The 17,987-nt window shown below is 38.0% G+C and carries 17 protein-coding genes and 1 pseudogene; 8 read left to right on the top strand and 10 right to left on the bottom strand.

Going from position 1 to position 17,987, the window contains the following annotated elements; genetic code table 11:
- Nucleotides 1-37: 37 nt before the first annotated feature.
- Nucleotides 38-403 (top strand): hypothetical protein, encoded by a 366-nt coding sequence (locus M0Q17_RS03160; protein WP_295083204.1) that lies wholly within the window; start codon nucleotides 38-40, stop codon nucleotides 401-403.
- Here the strand turns inward: M0Q17_RS03160 and prfB are convergent.
- The gene (prfB, locus tag M0Q17_RS03165; RefSeq protein ID WP_295083206.1) at nucleotides 381-1,478 is read right to left on the bottom strand and encodes a peptide chain release factor 2; all 1,098 of its coding nucleotides are present in this window, start codon (nucleotides 1,476-1,478) and stop codon (nucleotides 381-383) included. The two genes, M0Q17_RS03160 and prfB, sit on opposite strands and share 23 nt — an antisense overlap.
- A 51-nt stretch (nucleotides 1,479-1,529) precedes the next feature.
- Here prfB and panC point away from each other — a divergent pair, with 51 nt between their 5' ends.
- A complete protein-coding gene (gene panC, locus M0Q17_RS03170; protein WP_295083208.1) occupies nucleotides 1,530-2,351 on the top strand; it encodes a pantoate--beta-alanine ligase in 822 nt (273 codons plus the stop codon).
- Here panC and M0Q17_RS03175 read toward each other — a convergent pair.
- The 4 genes from M0Q17_RS03175 to flgB all read right to left on the bottom strand — a co-directional run bounded on the left by M0Q17_RS03175 (nucleotide 2,328) and on the right by flgB (nucleotide 5,458).
- The gene (locus M0Q17_RS03175; protein ID WP_295083210.1) at nucleotides 2,328-4,103 is read right to left on the bottom strand and encodes a penicillin-binding protein 2; all 1,776 of its coding nucleotides are present in this window, start codon (nucleotides 4,101-4,103) and stop codon (nucleotides 2,328-2,330) included. The two genes, panC and M0Q17_RS03175, sit on opposite strands and share 24 nt — an antisense overlap.
- Nucleotides 4,104-4,205: 102 nt before the next feature.
- Nucleotides 4,206-4,505, bottom strand: coding sequence for a flagellar hook-basal body complex protein FliE (fliE, locus tag M0Q17_RS03180; protein WP_295083212.1), 300 nt, complete (start codon nucleotides 4,503-4,505; stop codon nucleotides 4,206-4,208).
- A gap of 16 nt (nucleotides 4,506-4,521) precedes the next feature.
- The gene (flgC, locus tag M0Q17_RS03185; RefSeq protein WP_295083214.1) at nucleotides 4,522-5,016 is read right to left on the bottom strand and encodes a flagellar basal body rod protein FlgC; all 495 of its coding nucleotides are present in this window, start codon (nucleotides 5,014-5,016) and stop codon (nucleotides 4,522-4,524) included.
- Nucleotides 5,017-5,026: 10 nt separating this feature from the next.
- Complete coding sequence (flgB, locus tag M0Q17_RS03190) at nucleotides 5,027-5,458, bottom strand: flagellar basal body rod protein FlgB (protein ID WP_295083216.1); 432 nt, start codon at nucleotides 5,456-5,458, stop codon at nucleotides 5,027-5,029.
- A gap of 125 nt (nucleotides 5,459-5,583) precedes the next feature.
- On the opposite strand from flgB, the gene M0Q17_RS03195 reads away from it, so the two are divergent.
- From M0Q17_RS03195 to M0Q17_RS03205, 3 genes are all read left to right on the top strand, one after another.
- Nucleotides 5,584-5,982 carry a type II secretion system protein gene (locus tag M0Q17_RS03195; RefSeq protein ID WP_295083236.1) on the top strand — a complete coding sequence of 133 codons (399 nt, stop codon included), beginning with the start codon at nucleotides 5,584-5,586 and terminating at the stop codon, nucleotides 5,980-5,982.
- Between the two features lie 107 nt (nucleotides 5,983-6,089).
- The gene (locus tag M0Q17_RS03200) at nucleotides 6,090-6,533 is read left to right on the top strand and encodes a prepilin-type N-terminal cleavage/methylation domain-containing protein (RefSeq protein WP_295083218.1); all 444 of its coding nucleotides are present in this window, start codon (nucleotides 6,090-6,092) and stop codon (nucleotides 6,531-6,533) included.
- 23 nt (nucleotides 6,534-6,556) lie between these two features.
- Nucleotides 6,557-8,452 (top strand): primosomal protein N', encoded by a 1,896-nt coding sequence (locus M0Q17_RS03205; RefSeq protein ID WP_295083220.1) that lies wholly within the window; start codon nucleotides 6,557-6,559, stop codon nucleotides 8,450-8,452.
- On the opposite strand, the gene M0Q17_RS03210 is transcribed toward M0Q17_RS03205, so the two are convergent.
- Nucleotides 8,436-9,656: a peptidoglycan DD-metalloendopeptidase family protein gene (locus M0Q17_RS03210; protein WP_295083222.1), complete on the bottom strand. Its 1,221-nt coding sequence runs from the start codon at nucleotides 9,654-9,656 to the stop codon at nucleotides 8,436-8,438. The genes M0Q17_RS03205 and M0Q17_RS03210 overlap by 17 nt on opposite strands.
- Nucleotides 9,657-9,770: 114 nt before the next feature.
- Here M0Q17_RS03210 and M0Q17_RS03215 point away from each other — a divergent pair, with 114 nt between their 5' ends.
- On the top strand, nucleotides 9,771-10,604 hold the full coding sequence (locus M0Q17_RS03215) for a plasminogen-binding N-terminal domain-containing protein (protein ID WP_295083224.1): 834 nt from the start codon (nucleotides 9,771-9,773) through the stop codon (nucleotides 10,602-10,604).
- Nucleotides 10,573-11,958 carry an FAD-linked oxidase C-terminal domain-containing protein gene (locus tag M0Q17_RS03220; protein ID WP_295083226.1) on the top strand — a complete coding sequence of 462 codons (1,386 nt, stop codon included), beginning with the start codon at nucleotides 10,573-10,575 and terminating at the stop codon, nucleotides 11,956-11,958. The genes M0Q17_RS03215 and M0Q17_RS03220 overlap by 32 nt, the downstream gene beginning before the upstream one ends.
- Here the strand turns inward: M0Q17_RS03220 and M0Q17_RS03225 are convergent.
- Nucleotides 11,950-13,788 carry a GGDEF domain-containing protein gene (locus M0Q17_RS03225; protein WP_295083228.1) on the bottom strand — a complete coding sequence of 613 codons (1,839 nt, stop codon included), beginning with the start codon at nucleotides 13,786-13,788 and terminating at the stop codon, nucleotides 11,950-11,952. The two genes, M0Q17_RS03220 and M0Q17_RS03225, sit on opposite strands and share 9 nt — an antisense overlap.
- 125 nt (nucleotides 13,789-13,913) lie before the next feature.
- Between M0Q17_RS03225 and M0Q17_RS03230 the strand changes: the two genes are divergently transcribed.
- Nucleotides 13,914-14,813, top strand: coding sequence for a YihY family inner membrane protein (locus M0Q17_RS03230; RefSeq protein WP_295083230.1), 900 nt, complete (start codon nucleotides 13,914-13,916; stop codon nucleotides 14,811-14,813).
- Here the strand turns inward: M0Q17_RS03230 and M0Q17_RS03235 are convergent.
- From M0Q17_RS03235 to M0Q17_RS03245, 3 genes and pseudogenes are all read right to left on the bottom strand, one after another.
- A pseudogene (locus M0Q17_RS03235) lies at nucleotides 14,778-15,947 on the bottom strand (ComEC/Rec2 family competence protein); the annotation flags it as partial. The gene M0Q17_RS03230 and the pseudogene M0Q17_RS03235 overlap by 36 nt on opposite strands.
- On the bottom strand, nucleotides 15,948-17,399 hold the full coding sequence (locus M0Q17_RS03240) for a replicative DNA helicase (RefSeq protein WP_295083232.1): 1,452 nt from the start codon (nucleotides 17,397-17,399) through the stop codon (nucleotides 15,948-15,950). It abuts the pseudogene before it with no gap.
- On the bottom strand, nucleotides 17,399-17,987 hold a 589-nt coding region (locus M0Q17_RS03245; protein WP_295083234.1), incomplete at its 5' end, for a flavodoxin-dependent (E)-4-hydroxy-3-methylbut-2-enyl-diphosphate synthase. The genes M0Q17_RS03245 and M0Q17_RS03240, both read right to left, overlap by 1 nt.

The following is a 17,987-nucleotide window of genomic DNA, read 5'->3' on the forward strand; positions in this document are numbered from 1 at the left end:
AAGTTTGACATAATTTTTATTAGAAAAGGGTATAGATTTGAAAGAGATATTTAAAAAGCATAAAATCATAATTTTTAGAACAACAGGAGTTGTGATGCTTCTTGTGGGTTTTATAGTTTACTTTTGGATGACTCCAAAAGAGGTATATAGTGAAAATGAGATAGCAGCGGCAAATGTTGCAAGAATGCAAGCGAGTGTCCGCGGCACTTCAGCATCCTCAAAACAGAGTTCTAAACCGGAGACTTCTAAGTTTATTGAGGAGCTAAAAAATGCGCAAAAAGCGCAAGTCCGCTACTTAACTATACTAAGTATGGTTTTTGGAGTTCTTTTTTTAGGCTACAGTTTTATCCCTAAACCTAAGAGTGATTCTCTAAAGAAATCTACGAGCGATTCTGAGATATAAGCACATCCTCAATCATCTTATCGATGTCGCCATCAAGTATGGCATTGACATTTGAGTATGCCATATTGCTTCTTGTGTCTTTAATCTGCTGGTACGGTTGCATAACATAAGAGCGGATTTGATGACCCCATCCTATCTCACTTTTAGCGATGCCGTCGGTTTCTGCTTTTTGATTTGCAAGTTCGAGCTCATAAAGCCGTGATTTTAACATCTTCATCGCTGTTGCTCTGTTTTTATGCTGACTTCTGTCGTTTTGGCATTGCACAACTACGCCTGTTGCTATATGCGTGATGCGTATTGCGGACTCTGTTTTGTTGACATGTTGCCCTCCAGCGCCGCTTGAACGGTATGTATCGACTCTAATATCTCTGTCTTGTATATCAATATTTATATCATCATCAACCTCAGGGGAGACCATGACGGAGCTAAAGGAGGTATGTCTTTTGGCGTTAGAGTCAAAAGGTGATATACGAACAAGTCTGTGGATTCCATTTTCAACTTTAAGATATCCATAGGCGTTTTCGCCCTTGATAAGCAAGGAGACATCTTTTATGCCTGCTTCATCGCCCGCTTGATAGTCGAGTAGTTCAACACTCCATCCGCGTCTCTCGGCAAATCTTTTGTACATTCGAAGAAGCATAGATGCCCAATCTTGAGACTCTGTTCCTCCTGCTCCGGGGTGAATCGACAAAATTGCATTATTTGCGTCCATCTCCTCACTTAAGAGCACTTCTACCTCCATAGCACGTAGAAAATTTTCAAGCTTCAGAGCACCCTCAAAGCACTCATTTATAGACTCTTCATCACTCTCTTCTTTTGCCATTTCATAAAGTTCCTTGGCATCTTCTAAGGCATTTTTTGCAACAGAATATTTGCGAAGTTTTCTCTCGCACTGAGTTTTTTCTTTTTGAATTACTGCGGCATTTGAAGCATCTGTCCAAAAGTCTTGAGTGTTTTCAAGCTCTGTTATCTCATCTAGGCGTGATTGAAGTTTATGCGGCTCAATCACACCAGTAATGTTGTTCATTTTTTTTGAAAGACTCTTTAAAAGTTCGGTGTATTCGTAATTATCCATAAAATCAATCCAATAGTGTATAATTGCGATTATATTAAATTGAGGCTTAAAATGAAGATTATTTCTAGTCCGCGAGAGTTAAAAGAGTACCTAAAAAACATAAACAACACCGTTGGTTTCGTACCTACAATGGGTGCTTTACATGAGGGGCATATCTCACTTATAAAAAAAGCAAAAGAACAAAATGAGATAGTGGTAGTTTCACTGTTTTTAAACCCTACACAATTTTTAAAGGGCGAGGATTTAGAAAAATACCCTAAAAAAGATGAAGCTGACAAAAAGATATGCCAGTTAAGCGGTGTTGATGTTCTTTTTTTCCCTCAAGCAAGCGACATGTATGGAGTGGATGAAGTCTCAATACTTGCTCCTAAAGTAAGAGGCTATGTTTTAGAAGGAGAGAGTAGAGCGGGGCATTTTAATGGCGTTTTAACAGTTGTTATGAAACTTTTAAATATAGTAAACCCGACAAGAGCATATTTTGGTAAAAAAGATGCGCAGCAACTTAATCTTATCTCCTTGATGGTAAAACAGCTTTTTATGAGCGTAGAGATAGTTCCCGTTGATACGGTTCGTGAAAAGGATGGACTTGCACTTAGTAGTAGAAATGCTTATTTGAGCAAGGAGGAGAGAGTACAGGCTCTTAAAGTAGCATCATCTTTACGCACCGCAAGTGCTATGGTAAGTAAAGGAGTTCTTAACTCTTATGAGATAATAACTGCTATGAGGGAAATGTTGGCACCGTTAGAGATTTTTTATGTAGAGGTTTTAGACCGTGAGTTCAGCCCGCTCTCACATGTAGAGATTGGAAATACAATTATTTTGGTTGAAGTGAAAGTTGCAACAACAAGATTACTCGACAATATTTGGCTTTAAATAACTCTCTTCAACTAAAATATCAACTATCTTTTTAAAGACGGGTACGGATGTTTGAGCCGCAAATTGGCTCTTATTTGGTTTAATGACAATAACGCCGATTGTATATCTGCTTGTTTTATCGTTTGCAAAGCCTACAAAAGCGGTATTGTATTCATTGACATATTTTCCCTCTTCGACTATATGTGCCGTTCCGGTTTTGCCTCCAACTTCCAAGCCGTCTGTTTTAGCTTTTACACCCGTTCCCTCATCTACGGTTTTAATCAAAATCTTTTTCATTCTATGCGCAGTTGAACTTTTTATGACTTGCGTCTGCTCTGTTTCTGGAATCATAATCTCTTTGGCGTTGTTATCAACAAAACACTCCACTATTTTTGGAGTAACCATTCTTCCGTTATTGTTAAAGGCACTGTACGCCTTGATAAGCTGCATGAGATTTGTTCGCATACCGTATCCATAAGAGCAGGTTGCTTTATATATCTCATTTTCCAACTGCATTATATTCGGGATGGAGCCGACTTTCTCATAGATGAGATCTGGAGTGGATTTTGATGAAAAGCCAAAATCAAGGAGACCTTGATTGAACTGAACTCCTGAGAGTTTTTGTGCAAGTTGGGCAATTCCTATATTTGATGAGTGTACAATTACATTCTCAGCAGAGAGCCAGTCAAATTTATGCTCATCGGTTATAATTTTTCTTCCAATCTTAAAGCGTCCATTATGTCCATTTACCAAATCGTACGGATTTACCAACCCTTTATCCAAAAGAAGCGCAAAAGTGATGGTTTTGATGACGCTCCCCGGTTCAAAACTATACTCTATCATGTTGCTATTTAAAGAAGGGTAGTCACTTTTTTGTATAGATTTTGGCAGGTACCTATTTGAACTTGCCATGGCAATTACGTGACCATCTTTTGTATCCATCACGGCAGCCATAACCTCTTTTGCATCTAGCTCGGCTTTCATCTTATCTAGCATCTTCTCAACTCGCAGCTCAAGAGCGATTGGGATAGTTATCTTTATATCAAGACCTTCGATCTCGGGTTTGGTAAAACTCATTTTATTTAAGATAATATAGCCGTTTACATCCCTTAGCCCCTGTCTTAGTTCATCTTGCTTTGCCTGAAGTTCGTTTTCAAATTTTTTCTCTATCCCTTTAACACCTTTTACGTACGTGTATCCGTCATCTTCAATCTTATGTGGGTAGCCGATTATCGGAGTTAAGAGCTTGTTGTATGGATACTCTCTGCTCTCCCCGCTCTCAATAATGTTTAAGCCTTGAAGTGATGTTTTTTCGTTTAAGGAGTTTTTTCTCTCTACAAAAACATTAAGTCGTCTAAGCTCGTAAGCGAGTTGTTTAAGGTATTGCGCCTGTTTTTGCGGTATGTTGTAGCTAAGAACTACAACACCTTTTTTTTTCTCTATTTTCTCTCTTATCTCTTTGGCATCAATCTCTGAGTAGATACTAAAAAGCTCTATAAAAAGATCTCTTTTTTTAGGGTCGATGTAGTAAGTGTTAACAACGGCTTTGTAGAGTTTTACGGTAGAAGCGATGTGAAATCCGTCCGCACTTATAATAGAGCCTCGAATCGCTTTTGAACTCTCTTTTGTATAGAGTGAGGGCAAATCTCGCGGTTTGAGAGTAGTAAGAAGCATCGCTCCTAGAAAAAGTATAAACCCAAGCACGATAAGAGAGTAGAGAATAAATATTTTTTTGCTTTTATTTTCTCTGTTTGTGTTTTTAATATCCATGTGAACTTTTTTATGAATTATAACATTTGAATTCTTTTATAGATTGAAGAAAGTCGTGAAATTGTAAACGACTCATATATTATGAGCCAAGAGCAGGAGATATTAGAGTTGAGTTCTGCCTATCTCTTTGTATGCGTTAAGGGCTTTGTTGCGAATCTCAAGCATCAGCTTCATGCTTGTCTCTGCTTTTCCAATAGCAAGAGCAGCTTGATGCAAATCTTTTACCTGTCCTGTTGCCATCTCGCCTATAGCTTTGTCGCCCTTCTCTTGAAATTCATTCACTTCATTTATGGCAGATTTTAAGGTTTTGGCAAAATCTTCTGTGCCGCTACCCTCTATCTTGCTCTTTTGTTTTAACAGTTCGGCGGAAGAGACGCCTGAAATACTCTCAATACTACTCATAATTTACCTCAAATTTTTATTGCATCAGCGAAATTGCGCTGTTTGCCATGTTTTTAGAACTCTCAAAAGCGGCGACATTCGCCTGATAACTTCTTGTTGCTTCTACTAAATCGGCCATTTCGATGACAGGATTAATATTTGGATAGGCAACATAACCGTTTGCATCTGCATCTGGATGTGCCGGGTCAAATTTTAGTTTTGGTTCTCTATCATCTCGTGAGATTTTATCAACTATAACGCTCATTATAGCAGGATTGACCTTTTTGCCAAATTCGCCCTCATTTAATGGGTCTTGATACTTTGCACTATCCGTTATTTTATCTATCGCCTGATTAAACTGCTCATTAAAGTTAATAGCCTTGAAAACTACCTCTTTTCTTCTGTAAGGTCCACCTTCCTCGGTTCTTGTTGTTTGGGCATTTGCTATATTTTGAGAGATGGTATTTACACGAACACGCTGAGCAGAAAGCCCATAACCACTGATATCAAAACTATTTAAAAAATTTGACATAACCCGCTCCTTAACTTACTTTTGAAGATGAATCTATAACACTTTTATAAATGTCGGAGTTTTTCTTCATCGCACCGACTAGTGCATTAAACATGATGGAGTTTTTACTCATCTCTGTAGTTTCTACATCCAAATCTACGCTATTGCCGTCATTTCTAGCCATGTGTCCATCTCTAAAAAATGTTTTTGCTCTATAGGAGCTTTTCTCCTCAGCCAAAGGCAGATGAGCCTCATCCGTCTGAGCCATTTGAAGTTTTGGAGTGCCTTGGTTTAAAACTTTTGCTCTCTCATGGGCTAGCGCATCTTCAAATCGTACATCTCTCGGTCTATAGTAAGGAGTGTCGGCATTTGCAATGTTTGAGGATATCATATCTTGACGAATAGCTCTATAATCAAGTGCTTTTGCAGCTAATGCATGTGAAGCAGAATACTCTATGCTCATGGGAACTCCTTTATAACTTTCATAACTATAAGCAAATAAAGTTCCAATCTTTTTATTAAGCAACGATTAATCTAATATATTAGATAATGTTTTTCAAGGTTGCAAGAGTAACCCAGATTTTATTTATGCAAGGAGTTCTTATGAAAAGAGCTGGTTTTACAATGATTGAGTTGATATTTGTTATCGTTATTTTAGGTATTTTAGCAGCGGTTGCACTGCCGAGGTTTATAGGTGTTTCTGCACAAGCAGAGGCAGGTAATTGTAAATCTGCAGTAGGAACATTAAACAGAACAATTGGTCCTGTGCTTTGGTCAAAGTCTTTAACTGATGGTAAAATTGGTAAGATTGATGAAAATGATACTAAAGCTATTACAAGTTTACATATGCCTGATTATAATATTACTAAATGTGGTGTTATTCCTCATGCTGAGGGAAATGGAACAGTTGGTACATATGGAAAAGTAGAAATGGTTAATGATGGAAATGCTACAACTACTCCAAGATGGAAGTTTCACGCAAAATAATTTTTTTCGTTTTCTCGTTCCCAAGCTCTTGCTTAGGAACGAATATATAAAGTAGTTGTTTTAAAGTTATTTTAGTATAGTTTTAAAATAGTTACTCAAGGTTTTTTATGAAACAGTCTCGCGCTTTTACCATGATTGAACTTATTTTCGTTATCGTTATTTTAGGGATTTTAGCTGCCATTGCTCTGCCTAAGTTTGCTAGCACAAGGGAGATGGCGGAGATAGCAAAGGGGCGCGGGGATGTTGCTATGATAAGAGCTGCAATCGCAAACGAGAGACAGACTCAGGTTATCAAAGGAATTTATACCTACATCTCAAAACTCTCTCCCTTAACGACTTCTACAACTCTTTTTACAGGCGATGGTGCAGGCAGAGTTCTCCTTTCGTATGGTATAAAAGCTGGAACAGACTCCGGCGATTGGGCTATTGTAAACAATACTACATATAGATTCAAAGTCGGCTCAACAGATACTACTTTTACATATGAAGATACAAATGGAACATTTACATGTGTGGCTGATGCCGGCAACTGTAACGAACTATCTGACTAAAAATAATACAGCAGCTGAAAATTTTGCACTACTACAATATAGCACTTATTAACTCCCCTCTAGAGCCATTTACATACCAAAGTCTTGATATTATTGAGATTGGTACAAGAGTAAAAGTAGTAGTGAAAAATAGAGAGTTGGATGGTGTTTTAGTCACTGCTTGCGAAAAACCAGATTTTAAAACTAGTGAAATTTTAGAAGCTTATAACTATACATATTCGCAAAAACAGCTCGCTCTTGCAAAGTTTATCTCATCTTACTACATCTGTTCACTTGGGGAAGCTCTTGGTATTATGGTGGGTTATGAGAGTGTTTGTCATTCCAAGCTTGACTTGGAATCTCATGAGATCCTGAATCAAGTTCAGGATGACGACTGCTGTCATTCCAAGCTTGACTTGGAATCTAGTATAAAACTCTCACTTAAGCAGCAAGAGGCTTTGATATTTCTAAAAAAGCATAAAGTTTCTCTCCTTTTTGGAGATACTGGAAGTGGTAAAACAGAGATTTATATGCGTTATTTTGAGGAGATGATGCAAGAAAAAAAGCGTTCTATATTTTTGATGCCAGAAATCTCGCTTACTCCTCAAATGAGCCAGAGACTACATAAACATTTTGGCGACGCAGTTGTCATGTGGCACTCCAAGCTTACTCCAAAACAGAAAAAAGAGGCACTTGCAAAGATTTATGATGGCAGGGCGCAGATTATTGCAGGTCCTCGTTCAGCTCTGTTTTTGCCTATAAAAGAGTTAGGTCTGATAGTTGTGGATGAGGAGCATGACGATAGTTATAAATCATCTTCAAGACCACGCTACAACGCCAGAGACATAGCTATCTATATGGGAAAACTTTATGATATACCGGTTGTTTTAGGTAGTGCGACTCCAAGTTTAAGCACTTATGTTAAATTTCCACACACAAGAGTCAGAGGCGGACACTTTAGCTCAAAAAAAGAGTTTGCTTATGAGCGCTCCTCTGAAAAGCTCTCAAGTGTAATACTTGCTAATTTAAAGGAGGTGCTAGATGCAAAGGAGCAAGCGATTATTTTTCTTCCCACAAGAGCAAATTTCAAGTATCTTCTTTGCGCTGATTGCGGATATACATACAAGTGTGTTTTTTGTAGTGTCGGCATGAGCATTCATCAAAAAACACACTCCCTAAATTGCCACTACTGCAATTTTACTCAAGCGATTCCACAAAAGTGCTCAGAGTGTAACAGCCCGAATCTTATAAGCACAAGACTCGGAACGGCTGAGGTCGTAAAAGAGATAAAAAGAGAGTTTAGCGAGGCAGAAATTGAGCAGTTTGACAGAGACGTTATTACAACCTCAAATAAGCTAAAAAAGGCGCTTAAGAGATTTAACGACAAGGAGATAGATATACTTGTGGGAACTCAGATGATAAGCAAAGGGCATGACTATCATGGAGTCTCCTTAGCTGTGATTTTAGGGCTTGACAATATGCTTAACATGAGTGACTACAGAGCCAGAGAAAAGGCGCTCTCTACGCTTATTCAAGTAGCAGGAAGAAGCGGGCGAAAAGAGAGTGCTAAGGTTTTAGTCCAAAGTTTCAACGAAGATTTTTTTAGCGCTTATGTAGGTAAATATGAGGATTTTTTAGAGGATGAGAAGGAGTATAGAAAAGAGCTCTATCCGCCCTATAAAAAACTCTGCCGCATCCTCTTTTCACACAAAAACGGCATAAAAGCTGCAGATGCTATGAATGAGATGCTCTCATGTCTGCGTAACTTTTCAAATATTGAGATAGTTGGATTTGGAAAGTGCGGGATTGAGAGGGTTGCTGACAAGTATAGATTTGAGATAATGTTGCGCTCTGATAAAAGCACGGACCTTATAAAAGCCATAGCAGCGTGCAAAGTTACACTCGCCGAGGTAGATATGGACCCTATAGATTTTTCGTAAAGTTTGGATTTAGTTTATCTTGAGTGCAAACCTTTTTGTTATTAAAATAGCAAACAGGCTCAGAATCATTAAGTTTTGCATATCTTGTATCATTTGCTATATGTAAGTTTATGCTCTCATCATAGTTCGATTTTAGCTTTAAAAATGCTATTTTATCTTTTGCGGTTAATTTTTTTGTAGCTATTTGAACGACTCTAAGTGGGTCGATTACTTGATTATTTTTATAGAGTCCAAAATGAAGATGCGGACCTGTAGAGAGACCGGTGCTTCCCACATAACCTATAATCTGCCCTTTTTTTACGTAAGAGCCTTGCTTTACACCTTTTCTAAAAGAGCTTTGATGTGCATAGAGAGTTAAATAGCCGTCATTATGTTGCACTTTAATCAGTTTGCCATAACCCCTCGTTTGCCCTATAAAAACAACTCTTCCACTACCCGCCGCTGTTATGGGAGTGCCACGAGCAGCAGCATAATCAACACCTAGATGTGCGCGGTATTTTTTTAAAATAGGGTGATATCTTCTTTTTGTAAAACGTGAAGATATTCTTGCTCCTCTTACCGGAGTTCCAAGTAAAAAACCCTCTACCTCACTTGCGTCTTCATTATAAAATCTGCCGTCATCATTGAGATAGATATAGCGTTTTTTACCTCTCATCTCTATCATGGCAGCTTTTAGTGTGGGCATTGAAAAGGGTTTGCCTAGACGATATTTTTGTTCATATATCATTGCTAGCTTATCGCCTTTTCTTAAATCGCTTTTGAAATTAAGTGAGTGCTTAAAGCTTGAGACAAAAATAGTTGCGAGTTTTGTAGAGCCTGTCTCCCTTATGATGTCAAGGTATGGGGAGTGGTCTATCTCAAGCGTAAAAGCTTCAACTCTTGTTTCGCTTATGATAGGCAGCGTCTCAAAAAAGTAATCTTCCTTGTTTTTGTAGATATGTATTTGCAACTCATCGTTGAGCGGTATAAAAATCTGAGAAATTACTCCATCTTTTGTTCTAGAGATTTGATAGTGAACGCCCGAATAGATCTCCTCGCTAAGCTGTTGTTCATCTTCATCAAGATTGTAATATAGCGGTTTTAGTGGAAGATTGTTTTTTTCTAAGAACATAAGATAGGTTTCGCCGTTGCCCCAGCGAAATGTTTCAACTTGCGTAGCAAAAAGGGACGTTGTAAATAAAAGAATAAGTAAATATCGTATCATATAATTAACCATAAACATAAAATTTTGAAAATAATTTTAAAACTCTAACAAAATTTGCCTTAGTGGGAGATTTGTTTGCTATAATCGCACTACATTATTTACAAAGTAGTTTAAATGAAGTATCTGTTTTTGTTTGTTATTTTAGCTTTAGAGCTTTTTGGAGTTGTCGTAAAATCTCCTGTTGTGTCGATAGATGAAGGCGCAAAGGAAGTTACGATTGAGATAGAAAAAATTGACGTTGGAGTGAGCGGTTTTATAGTGCATAATATTGATGATATGCACACGGTTATTTTAAAAAATGCCATTGTTAAGAGTTTTGATGCACAGAGTAAAACAGCAAAAATAGCCCTAAGTGAATTTAATGCACTAAGTAATAGCGCTCTACCGATGAGTAGATGGAGTGTTGAAGTAGGCGACATGGCTGTTTTGGCTTTTGGATACAGCAGAGGTCTTATGATTGCTCCAAATGAGGAGATATACCATAGAGTTACTAAGAGTTCTAAACTTCAGTGGATACATCCCGATATTTTTGCAACTATCCTCTCCTTTAACGGGCATCCGACACCTCTTAGAAGCGATTTTACAGAGATGAGTTCTAGCACGTCTGTGGGTTTGGTTTTTATCTACTTAGATGAGAGAGTGTATACGATTGATGCCAAAAGCTTTAAAATCTTAGCGATAACAGATGCAAAACTTGAACAAAAAGAGGTAAATCTGCCTTTTTACACAAGAGTACCTGAAATTGATGCTGCTTGGTGGGGAGAGGGAAGTAGCAAGCTCAAAGAGTATGAGCCGCACTACTATAAACTAATTATACATGCTAACCTAGACAACAAAGAGCTTTATGAGATAGTAAAAAGCGGCGGTAAAAAATTTGAAGGGCTGCTTGAAGAATTTGATTTTAAAGGAAAAAAAGATGATAGAAAAAAAACATTTGGACTATTTTAGTCAAGTTGTCGGTAATGAAAATATCTATAGCGATAAAGCACATCTCATCGCCTACTCTTATGATGCGACGCGAGAGCATTTTGAGCCTGATGCTGTTATTTTTCCAAGAAACGAAGATGATATAAGCAAGATTTTAAAATACTGCAACGAGCATAAAATAGTTATAGTTCCCCGCGGTGCAGGAAGCGGTTTTACAGGTGGAGCGCTTCCTAGCAGCGGGGGAATTGTTTTGGCGTTTGAGAAACATATGAACAAAATCTTAGAGATAGATATGAAAAATATGGTTGCAGTTGTTCAGCCGGGTGTTATAAACATGGATTTGCAGCGCGCTGTTGAAGAGGTTGGACTCTTTTATCCGCCTGATCCTGCAAGTCAAGAGTATTCAAGTATAGGTGGCAATGTAAGCGAAAATGCTGGCGGAATGAGAGCTGCAAAATATGGAATTACAAAAGATTATGTAATGGCTACTCGCGCTGTTTTGCCAAACGGCGACATTATTAAAGCGGGTAAAAAAACCATAAAAGATGTAGCGGGTTATAATATCAGCGGCATTTTAATAGCATCTGAGGGAACACTAGCGGTGCTTAGTGAAATAACGCTAAGACTTATACCAAAACCAAAAATGACAAAAACAGCAATGGGAGTCTTTAGTAGTGTAGGTGATGCGATGAATGCAGTCTATAAAACAATGGCAAGCGGTATAACTCCTGTTGCTATGGAATTTTTGGATAACTTGACTATCCGTGCGGTTGAGCAGACTTTTAATAAAGGACTTCCTGTTGATGCAGGTGCGCTTTTAGTAACTGACGTTGATGGAAACTTAGAGGAGGATCTTGATTTTCAGCTTGCACAAATCGAGAAGGTCTTTAAAGAGAATGGATGTTATGAGTTTAAGATTGCAAAAGATAAAAAAGAGGCAGCTGATCTTTGGTTTGCAAGACGTAATGCTTCGCCGGCACTTAGCATTTATGGAAGTAAAAAATTAAATGAAGATGTGACGGTTCCACGCTCAGCTCTGCCTGAACTTTTAGAGAGGTTTTATGCCATTGCGAAGAAATATAACGTCAAGATACCATGTTTTGGACATACAGGAGACGGAAATGTTCATACAAATGTCATGGTTGATGGCAAAGACCCCGAGCAGGTAAAAATCGCTTATCAGGCTATAGAAGAGGTGTTTCAGGCAACTATAGACCTTGGAGGAACGCTTAGCGGAGAGCATGGCATAGGACTTGCAAAAGCACCTTATATGACCATGGCATTTACTCCTGAGGAGATGGCACTTTTTAAGTCGATAAAGATGGCATTTGATCCAAATAATATTTTAAATCCGGCAAAGATGGGATTAAAATGAGTTTTTCATCTCTTCATCTTTGATTAGACTCTGATTAAAACATACAACTTGATTTCTGCCATGCTCTTTTGCATAGTATAGCGAAATATCCGCATATTTAATACACTTCCAGATACTATCGCTATCATCAGGAAACATAACCGTTCCTACGCTTAACGTCTTTGTAAATGTTTCAGAACCGGCTGAGATGGACTGTTTTGAGAAGTTAATACGAATTTTTTCTGCAACATCTTTAATATGCTCTTTATCACAGTTGTGCAGCAGCACTATAAACTCTTCGCCGCCGAATCTGATGGCAACATCTGATGCGCGGATTGACTCTTTGATTACTCTTGAGATTACTCTTATTGCTTCATCTCCCACGTCATGACCGTATGTATCGTTAATCATCTTAAAAAAGTCTATATCAATCATTAAAACCCCGTATGGAACTTTGCTTCTTAGTGCTTGAGGGATTGCCGTCTCTGCAAATTCATCAAGATATTTACGATTGAACATGCCCGTCAACTGATCTACTCTAGCCATTTTATTGAGTATCTGCATAAGTTTTTTACTAACTATAGCAGGTCTTGCCGTAGCTATATAATCTTCAATCAAGCCGACTAGATTTCTAACTCTGAGGCTCTCCTCTTTATCTTGTGTTACTACAGAAATTATAAGGTTGAACTCATTTGAGATTGAGAATGGGATGCACAGATACTCTAAACCCGGTTTATGAAACTTACTGCATGTTTCATCAAAAATTGTCGAATCAACTATGCTGTTTATTCTGTCTGCTCTGCACTCTCCATCAGCCAAATCACAGTGACATCCGTTTATGCTGTAAACAACTTTCTTAATACCGCTAAGCGTGTCTGCTTCTATGATGGTAAAGTCGCCAAGTTTAAATTTTGTTTTAAAGACATATGCTAATCTGTCATATATATCTTCTAACTTTTCATCATGTTCAATTGTCTGTTTAAATTTATAAATTTCTGAGAGTTTATCTATGGTGTCGTTAATATTTATAAGTGGGTCATGAGATATCTCTTTGTTCTTGTTTTGAACAAAAATATATACTTTTTTGTCAATCTCATCAAATACTTTTTGAAGTTTCTCAAGAAGGGAGTTGAGCATATTTGCAACAGATTTGCTCTCCTCAAGCTCTCCTCCATCAACTCTTTTTGAGTAGTTACCGTTATACGCAGCCATCATGACATCTCTAATGGAGTAAAAAATATTAATATACGGTTTTAGAAATTTATTTACCACAAGGAGTACGGTTGCCATAATAAGTAGAGCTAAAAGTGCAGTATATCCGACTGTGGCAAAGCTACTTCCTCTGATATCGCTAATATCAATAACCATGCTTATTACTCCAAGAACTTCTCCCTCTTTGGCATCATGACAAGACATGCAGTTTGTGTCACCAAATGAAGACGCCTTAAAGGGTATAGTCATACGCATAGTGCTTTTAACCGCGGTCTCTGTCATCTCTTGCTCTATCTTTCCGCTTGCGAGGACTTTTTTATCTATATTGTCACGGGCAATTTCATTGTTAAAACCTTCTCCGTACTGTTTAATCACTGTTGGCGCTCGGGCAATCCAGAGTGCAGCTACATTCTCAATGTTCTCAATATGATTTAAAAAATAGAGTCGCTTATCCATTATGCCGTTAACCATATGTGAGGTTAAACCGCTCTTTACCACTTCAGCAGTCAGCATAGCCCTTTTTTGTGCACTATCGATACCAAAGTCTCTAAAACTAAGGGAAACAATTATAATCATCGATATAAAAAATATCAAAAATAGTCCGGATAAAATTAATGTGATTTTTTGCCTTGTGCTCATTGCAGTAACCTTTGTTGTTTTATATTATATATTTGAATATAATTTTTGCTTATTATAACATAGAGATAAAAAAATAAGTGTTGATGTGTCATAATAAAGTTATTAATTTGTTAAAGAGGTATTTTTTGCTTCAAGTTATTCGAAAAATTTATAATTGTATGAGATTTTTTGCAACATCGTTTATAGACAGCGACCTTGCTTTTTATGCAGCGAGTCTTAGTTTTTACACAATTTTTACGCTCATCCCGCTTCTTATAGTCATTCTCACTCTTTTTACCTCCGCGCCCAGCTTTTCAGGGCATTATGAGAAGATTCAAGAGTTTATATTCTCAAACATTATGCCTGTAAACTCAGAGGCTCTTATGGGGCACATAAACGGGTTTTTGCAAAATTCCGTTGAGATGAGCATGATTAGTTTTGCAGTTGTCATTGTCTCCTCACTTCTATTTTTTCAAAATTTTGAGTATATTGCAAATAAGATTTTTCATGTAAAAAAAAGAGGTTTATGGGAGTCTGTCACAATATTTTGGACACTTTTAACTTTAACACCGATTGGGTTAGGAGTCTCCTTTTATATAACCGGATATGTGGCATCATTTATGGCGAGTAGTGAATATACTGCAGGCATTAATATTCTTCCTTTAGTTCCATATCTTATCATTTGGGCACTATTTTTTCTAATATTTCAAATCGCAGCAAATACAAAAATCCATGCAAAAGCCTCACTCATTAGCTCATTTATCACGTCCATAGTTTTTAGCATCGCCAAAAACGGCTTTATCTACTATGTTTTTTATAACAAGGCTTATGCAACGATATATGGTTCCTTCTCCATCGTTATGTTTTTGTTTTTGTGGATTTATGTCTCTTGGGTAATATTTATTTACGGGCTAAAGTTATGCTACATGATAAACAGCGTATATGAAAATCGTGCAAGAGAGAAAGACCAAGAGCCACATGAGAACTTTACTAAAAACGGACATGATAGAGAGTGTGATATAAAACAGGAAAATATAGAAGTTTAAACCAACTAAAACGCCCTCCTTAGCTAACTCCAAAAGCCATAGCAGAGCAGGGTCAAAAAGATTTCCTACTCCTAATAAATGTAAAAATATACTTATAGGATAGAATAGAGTAAACAGTGATGTCCAGACAATTGAGAGTGGGTGGTAGATGCTAAAATTTTCAAATATCGCCAAAGAGAAGGGAAGCATCAAGAGATAAACCCAAAGCGGCAGAAGTAAAAATTGCCATATTTTGCTCATGTTTTTAAAGTAAATTAAAAAGAGAAATATGTAAAAAACCCCGCTTGAGGAGAGCCAAAAACCAAGCGAGAAGAGGAGGCGGGGGAAAATGGATAAAAGAAGCAAAATCGTTATAAAAAGAGTCTGCATTGAGACTATTTTAATACCTCTGTCATAAAGCACAAAACCGATAATAAGCATCCCAAATGCACGAATAAGCGAGGGAGGCGAATCCAAAAACAGCACGTAGATAAAAAGCATCGCTGCTACGAGAAAAAAAAGGTCACGGTTTGCATTTGTGTAGGGGAAAAATTTGTTTTGTGTATATCCGTAAATTGGACGCAGAAGAAGGAACAAAAGTGCGCTAAGAACACCTAGATGAAAACCGCTTATAGCCAAAAGATGGGAGACTCCTAAATTTGAAAAGATTTTTTGGAGTCTATAATCTAAGGGAGTTGCGGTGTAGAGAGCTTGATAGATATTTGCGACTTCTTCTTTTTTATGTGAAGAGGAGATAAAGACGCCCAGCTTCTGTTTTTTGCTCTTTGTACTCTTTATATCGATGATTTTACTTGTTGCAAAAAAAGTCGTTAAATATTTGTAAAAGTTTAAATCTTTTGGCCAAATCTCCATCTGAAGTTCTTGATTTTTAAGATCTTGAAGTGATTTTTTAGCCGTAGTATAAAAAACAACTCCATCTTCGTTCTTTAGCTTTAGCACCTGATAAGTTCTGTTGTTTTTGCTCTTAGTGTACTGTTTTAAAACAGTGGCATCTACCAAAGCCGAATCAAAAACTATAAACTCTTGGTAATTTTTGTACTCTATAAAGAGTGAAACAAGAAGGATAAAAAGCGAAGCTAAGAGAAAGAGCAGGGAGTCTCGCTTTGAAGTAAAAAGCGGAACTCTTTGTATCATTTAAAGCGGTGGCATCGATATCGTGTCGTTGCCGACATTGATATTTGCCGAGCGGGTATCGACATTTTCATAGACTGTTTCTATCCCTTTTGAAAATCCGGGATTATCTATAAAGCGGGTGAGTTTTTTTTGAAAAATAAGTTTCACATGCCCAGTCGGACCGTTTCTCTGTTTTCCGATGATAATCTCTGCATCCTCCTCCTCTTTTTCAATGTAAGTAGGATTGAACTCCTTGCCCTCTGCTTTTGCGGCTTTTTCACGCTCTTTTTCTTCTTTGTAGAGGTAAACGTCATCACGATACACAAAAAGGATAATATCGGCATCTTGCTCAATAGAGCCTGATTCACGAATATCACTGAGCATAGGGCGCTTGTCGTTTCTGCTCTCTAAACCACGATTTAACTGGGAGAGCGCAACTATTGGCATGCTAAGTTCACGTGCTAGCATCTTGAGTCCACGGGAGATTTCTGAGACTTGCAGGTGTCTGTCTTGACTCCCAACCCCCTGCATAATCTGGAGATAGTCAATCACGGCTATCTCTATCTCTGGGTGTTGGTTTTTTAGTTTTCGCAGTTTTGAGCGGAGCTGGTTTATGTTTATGCTCCCTTGATCATCGACAAAAAGTTTTGCAAAATTCATCTTGTCAATAGCGCCGTTTAGCGAGCTCCACTGGTCATCATTCATATCTCCTACGCGGAGTTTTTGAAGAGGGATAGATGTCTGAATGGAGAGAAGTCGAAGCATCAACTGTTCAGCAGGCATCTCAAGTGAGAAAAATGCCACACCCTTTCCTTGTAAGATAAGGCTATTTACTGTGTTGAGTATAAAAGATGTCTTTCCCATGGCAGGACGAGCGGCGATGATAACCAAATCCCCTTTGCCAAATCCAGTTGTCATCTTGTTTAACTCATGATAACCAGTATCTACTCCGACTAAGACGCTGTTTCCGCGAGCTTTCATCTCCTTGATGTACTCCATCGTGTCAAAGGTCATTTTCGGGGAGTCTTTGAAGTCGCTTGTTTGGTTGTCTTGGGTTATTTCATAGAGCTTTTTCTCAACTATGTCGATAACTTCTGCGCTTGTGTACTCCTCCTCTACTGCTACTCTTTTTATCTCTGTTGTTAGTGTTAAAAGATGGCGTTTTAGAGATTTGTCCTTTATCTCATTAACATAAGCTTTTGTGTTTGAGATAGGGTTTGCAGAGAGAATTTCTAGCATAACCGTCTCATCAAACTTTTTCATCTTTAGGAGCTCTTTTTTGATAAACTCCTCATCAATGGGCTGATCTTTTTGTAAAAGCAGAGTCATGGCTTTAAAGATGTCTTGATGAGCAGGAAGATAAAAATCATCCTGTCTTAGGGTAACGCTGAGTTCGTCAAACTGGCTTGGTTCAAAAACGATTGAACTTAAAATGGACCTCTCAAAAGCGAGATTGTATAAATTTCCCTGCATTAGTTTGCCTCTTTGGCCATCTTCTCGACCTCTTGTACAAATCTCTCAACTAGTTCATTCTCATCAAGATTTGCTACAACCTCGCCTCTAACCATCACAAGACCCTTGCCTTTGCCGTAAGCTATAGCTACATCTGCATGTGCGGCTTCCCCGATGGCGTTGACTACGCAGCCCATAACAGATACATTAAGTGAGGCTTTTATATGGGCGGTTCGTCTCTCTATTTCGCCAACAGCACTTACTAAATCTGCTTCAATTCGTCCACATGTAGGGCAAGAGATGATATTTAGCCCATCTTTTGCTGCTCCGCTGTCTTTTAAGATTGCGCGGGCAACATTTATCTCCTCCTCAAGCTCTCCTGTGATGCTTACTCTCATGGTGTCGCCGATGCCCTCAAGTAGAAGTGCTCCTAGTCCTATGGAGCTTTTAACCGTTGCATGAAAAAGTGTTCCTGCTTCGGTAACTCCAAGATGAAACGGGTAGTTGTTTTTTGGACGAAGCATTTTGTAAGCATTAACCGTTCTTTGTACGTCACTTGCTTTGAGGGAGATTTTAATGTCCTCAAAACCCAAATCCTCTAAAAATTTG

It is taken from the genome of Sulfurimonas sp. (assembly GCF_023229105.1).
Lineage (GTDB): Bacteria > Campylobacterota > Campylobacteria > Campylobacterales > Sulfurimonadaceae > Sulfurimonas.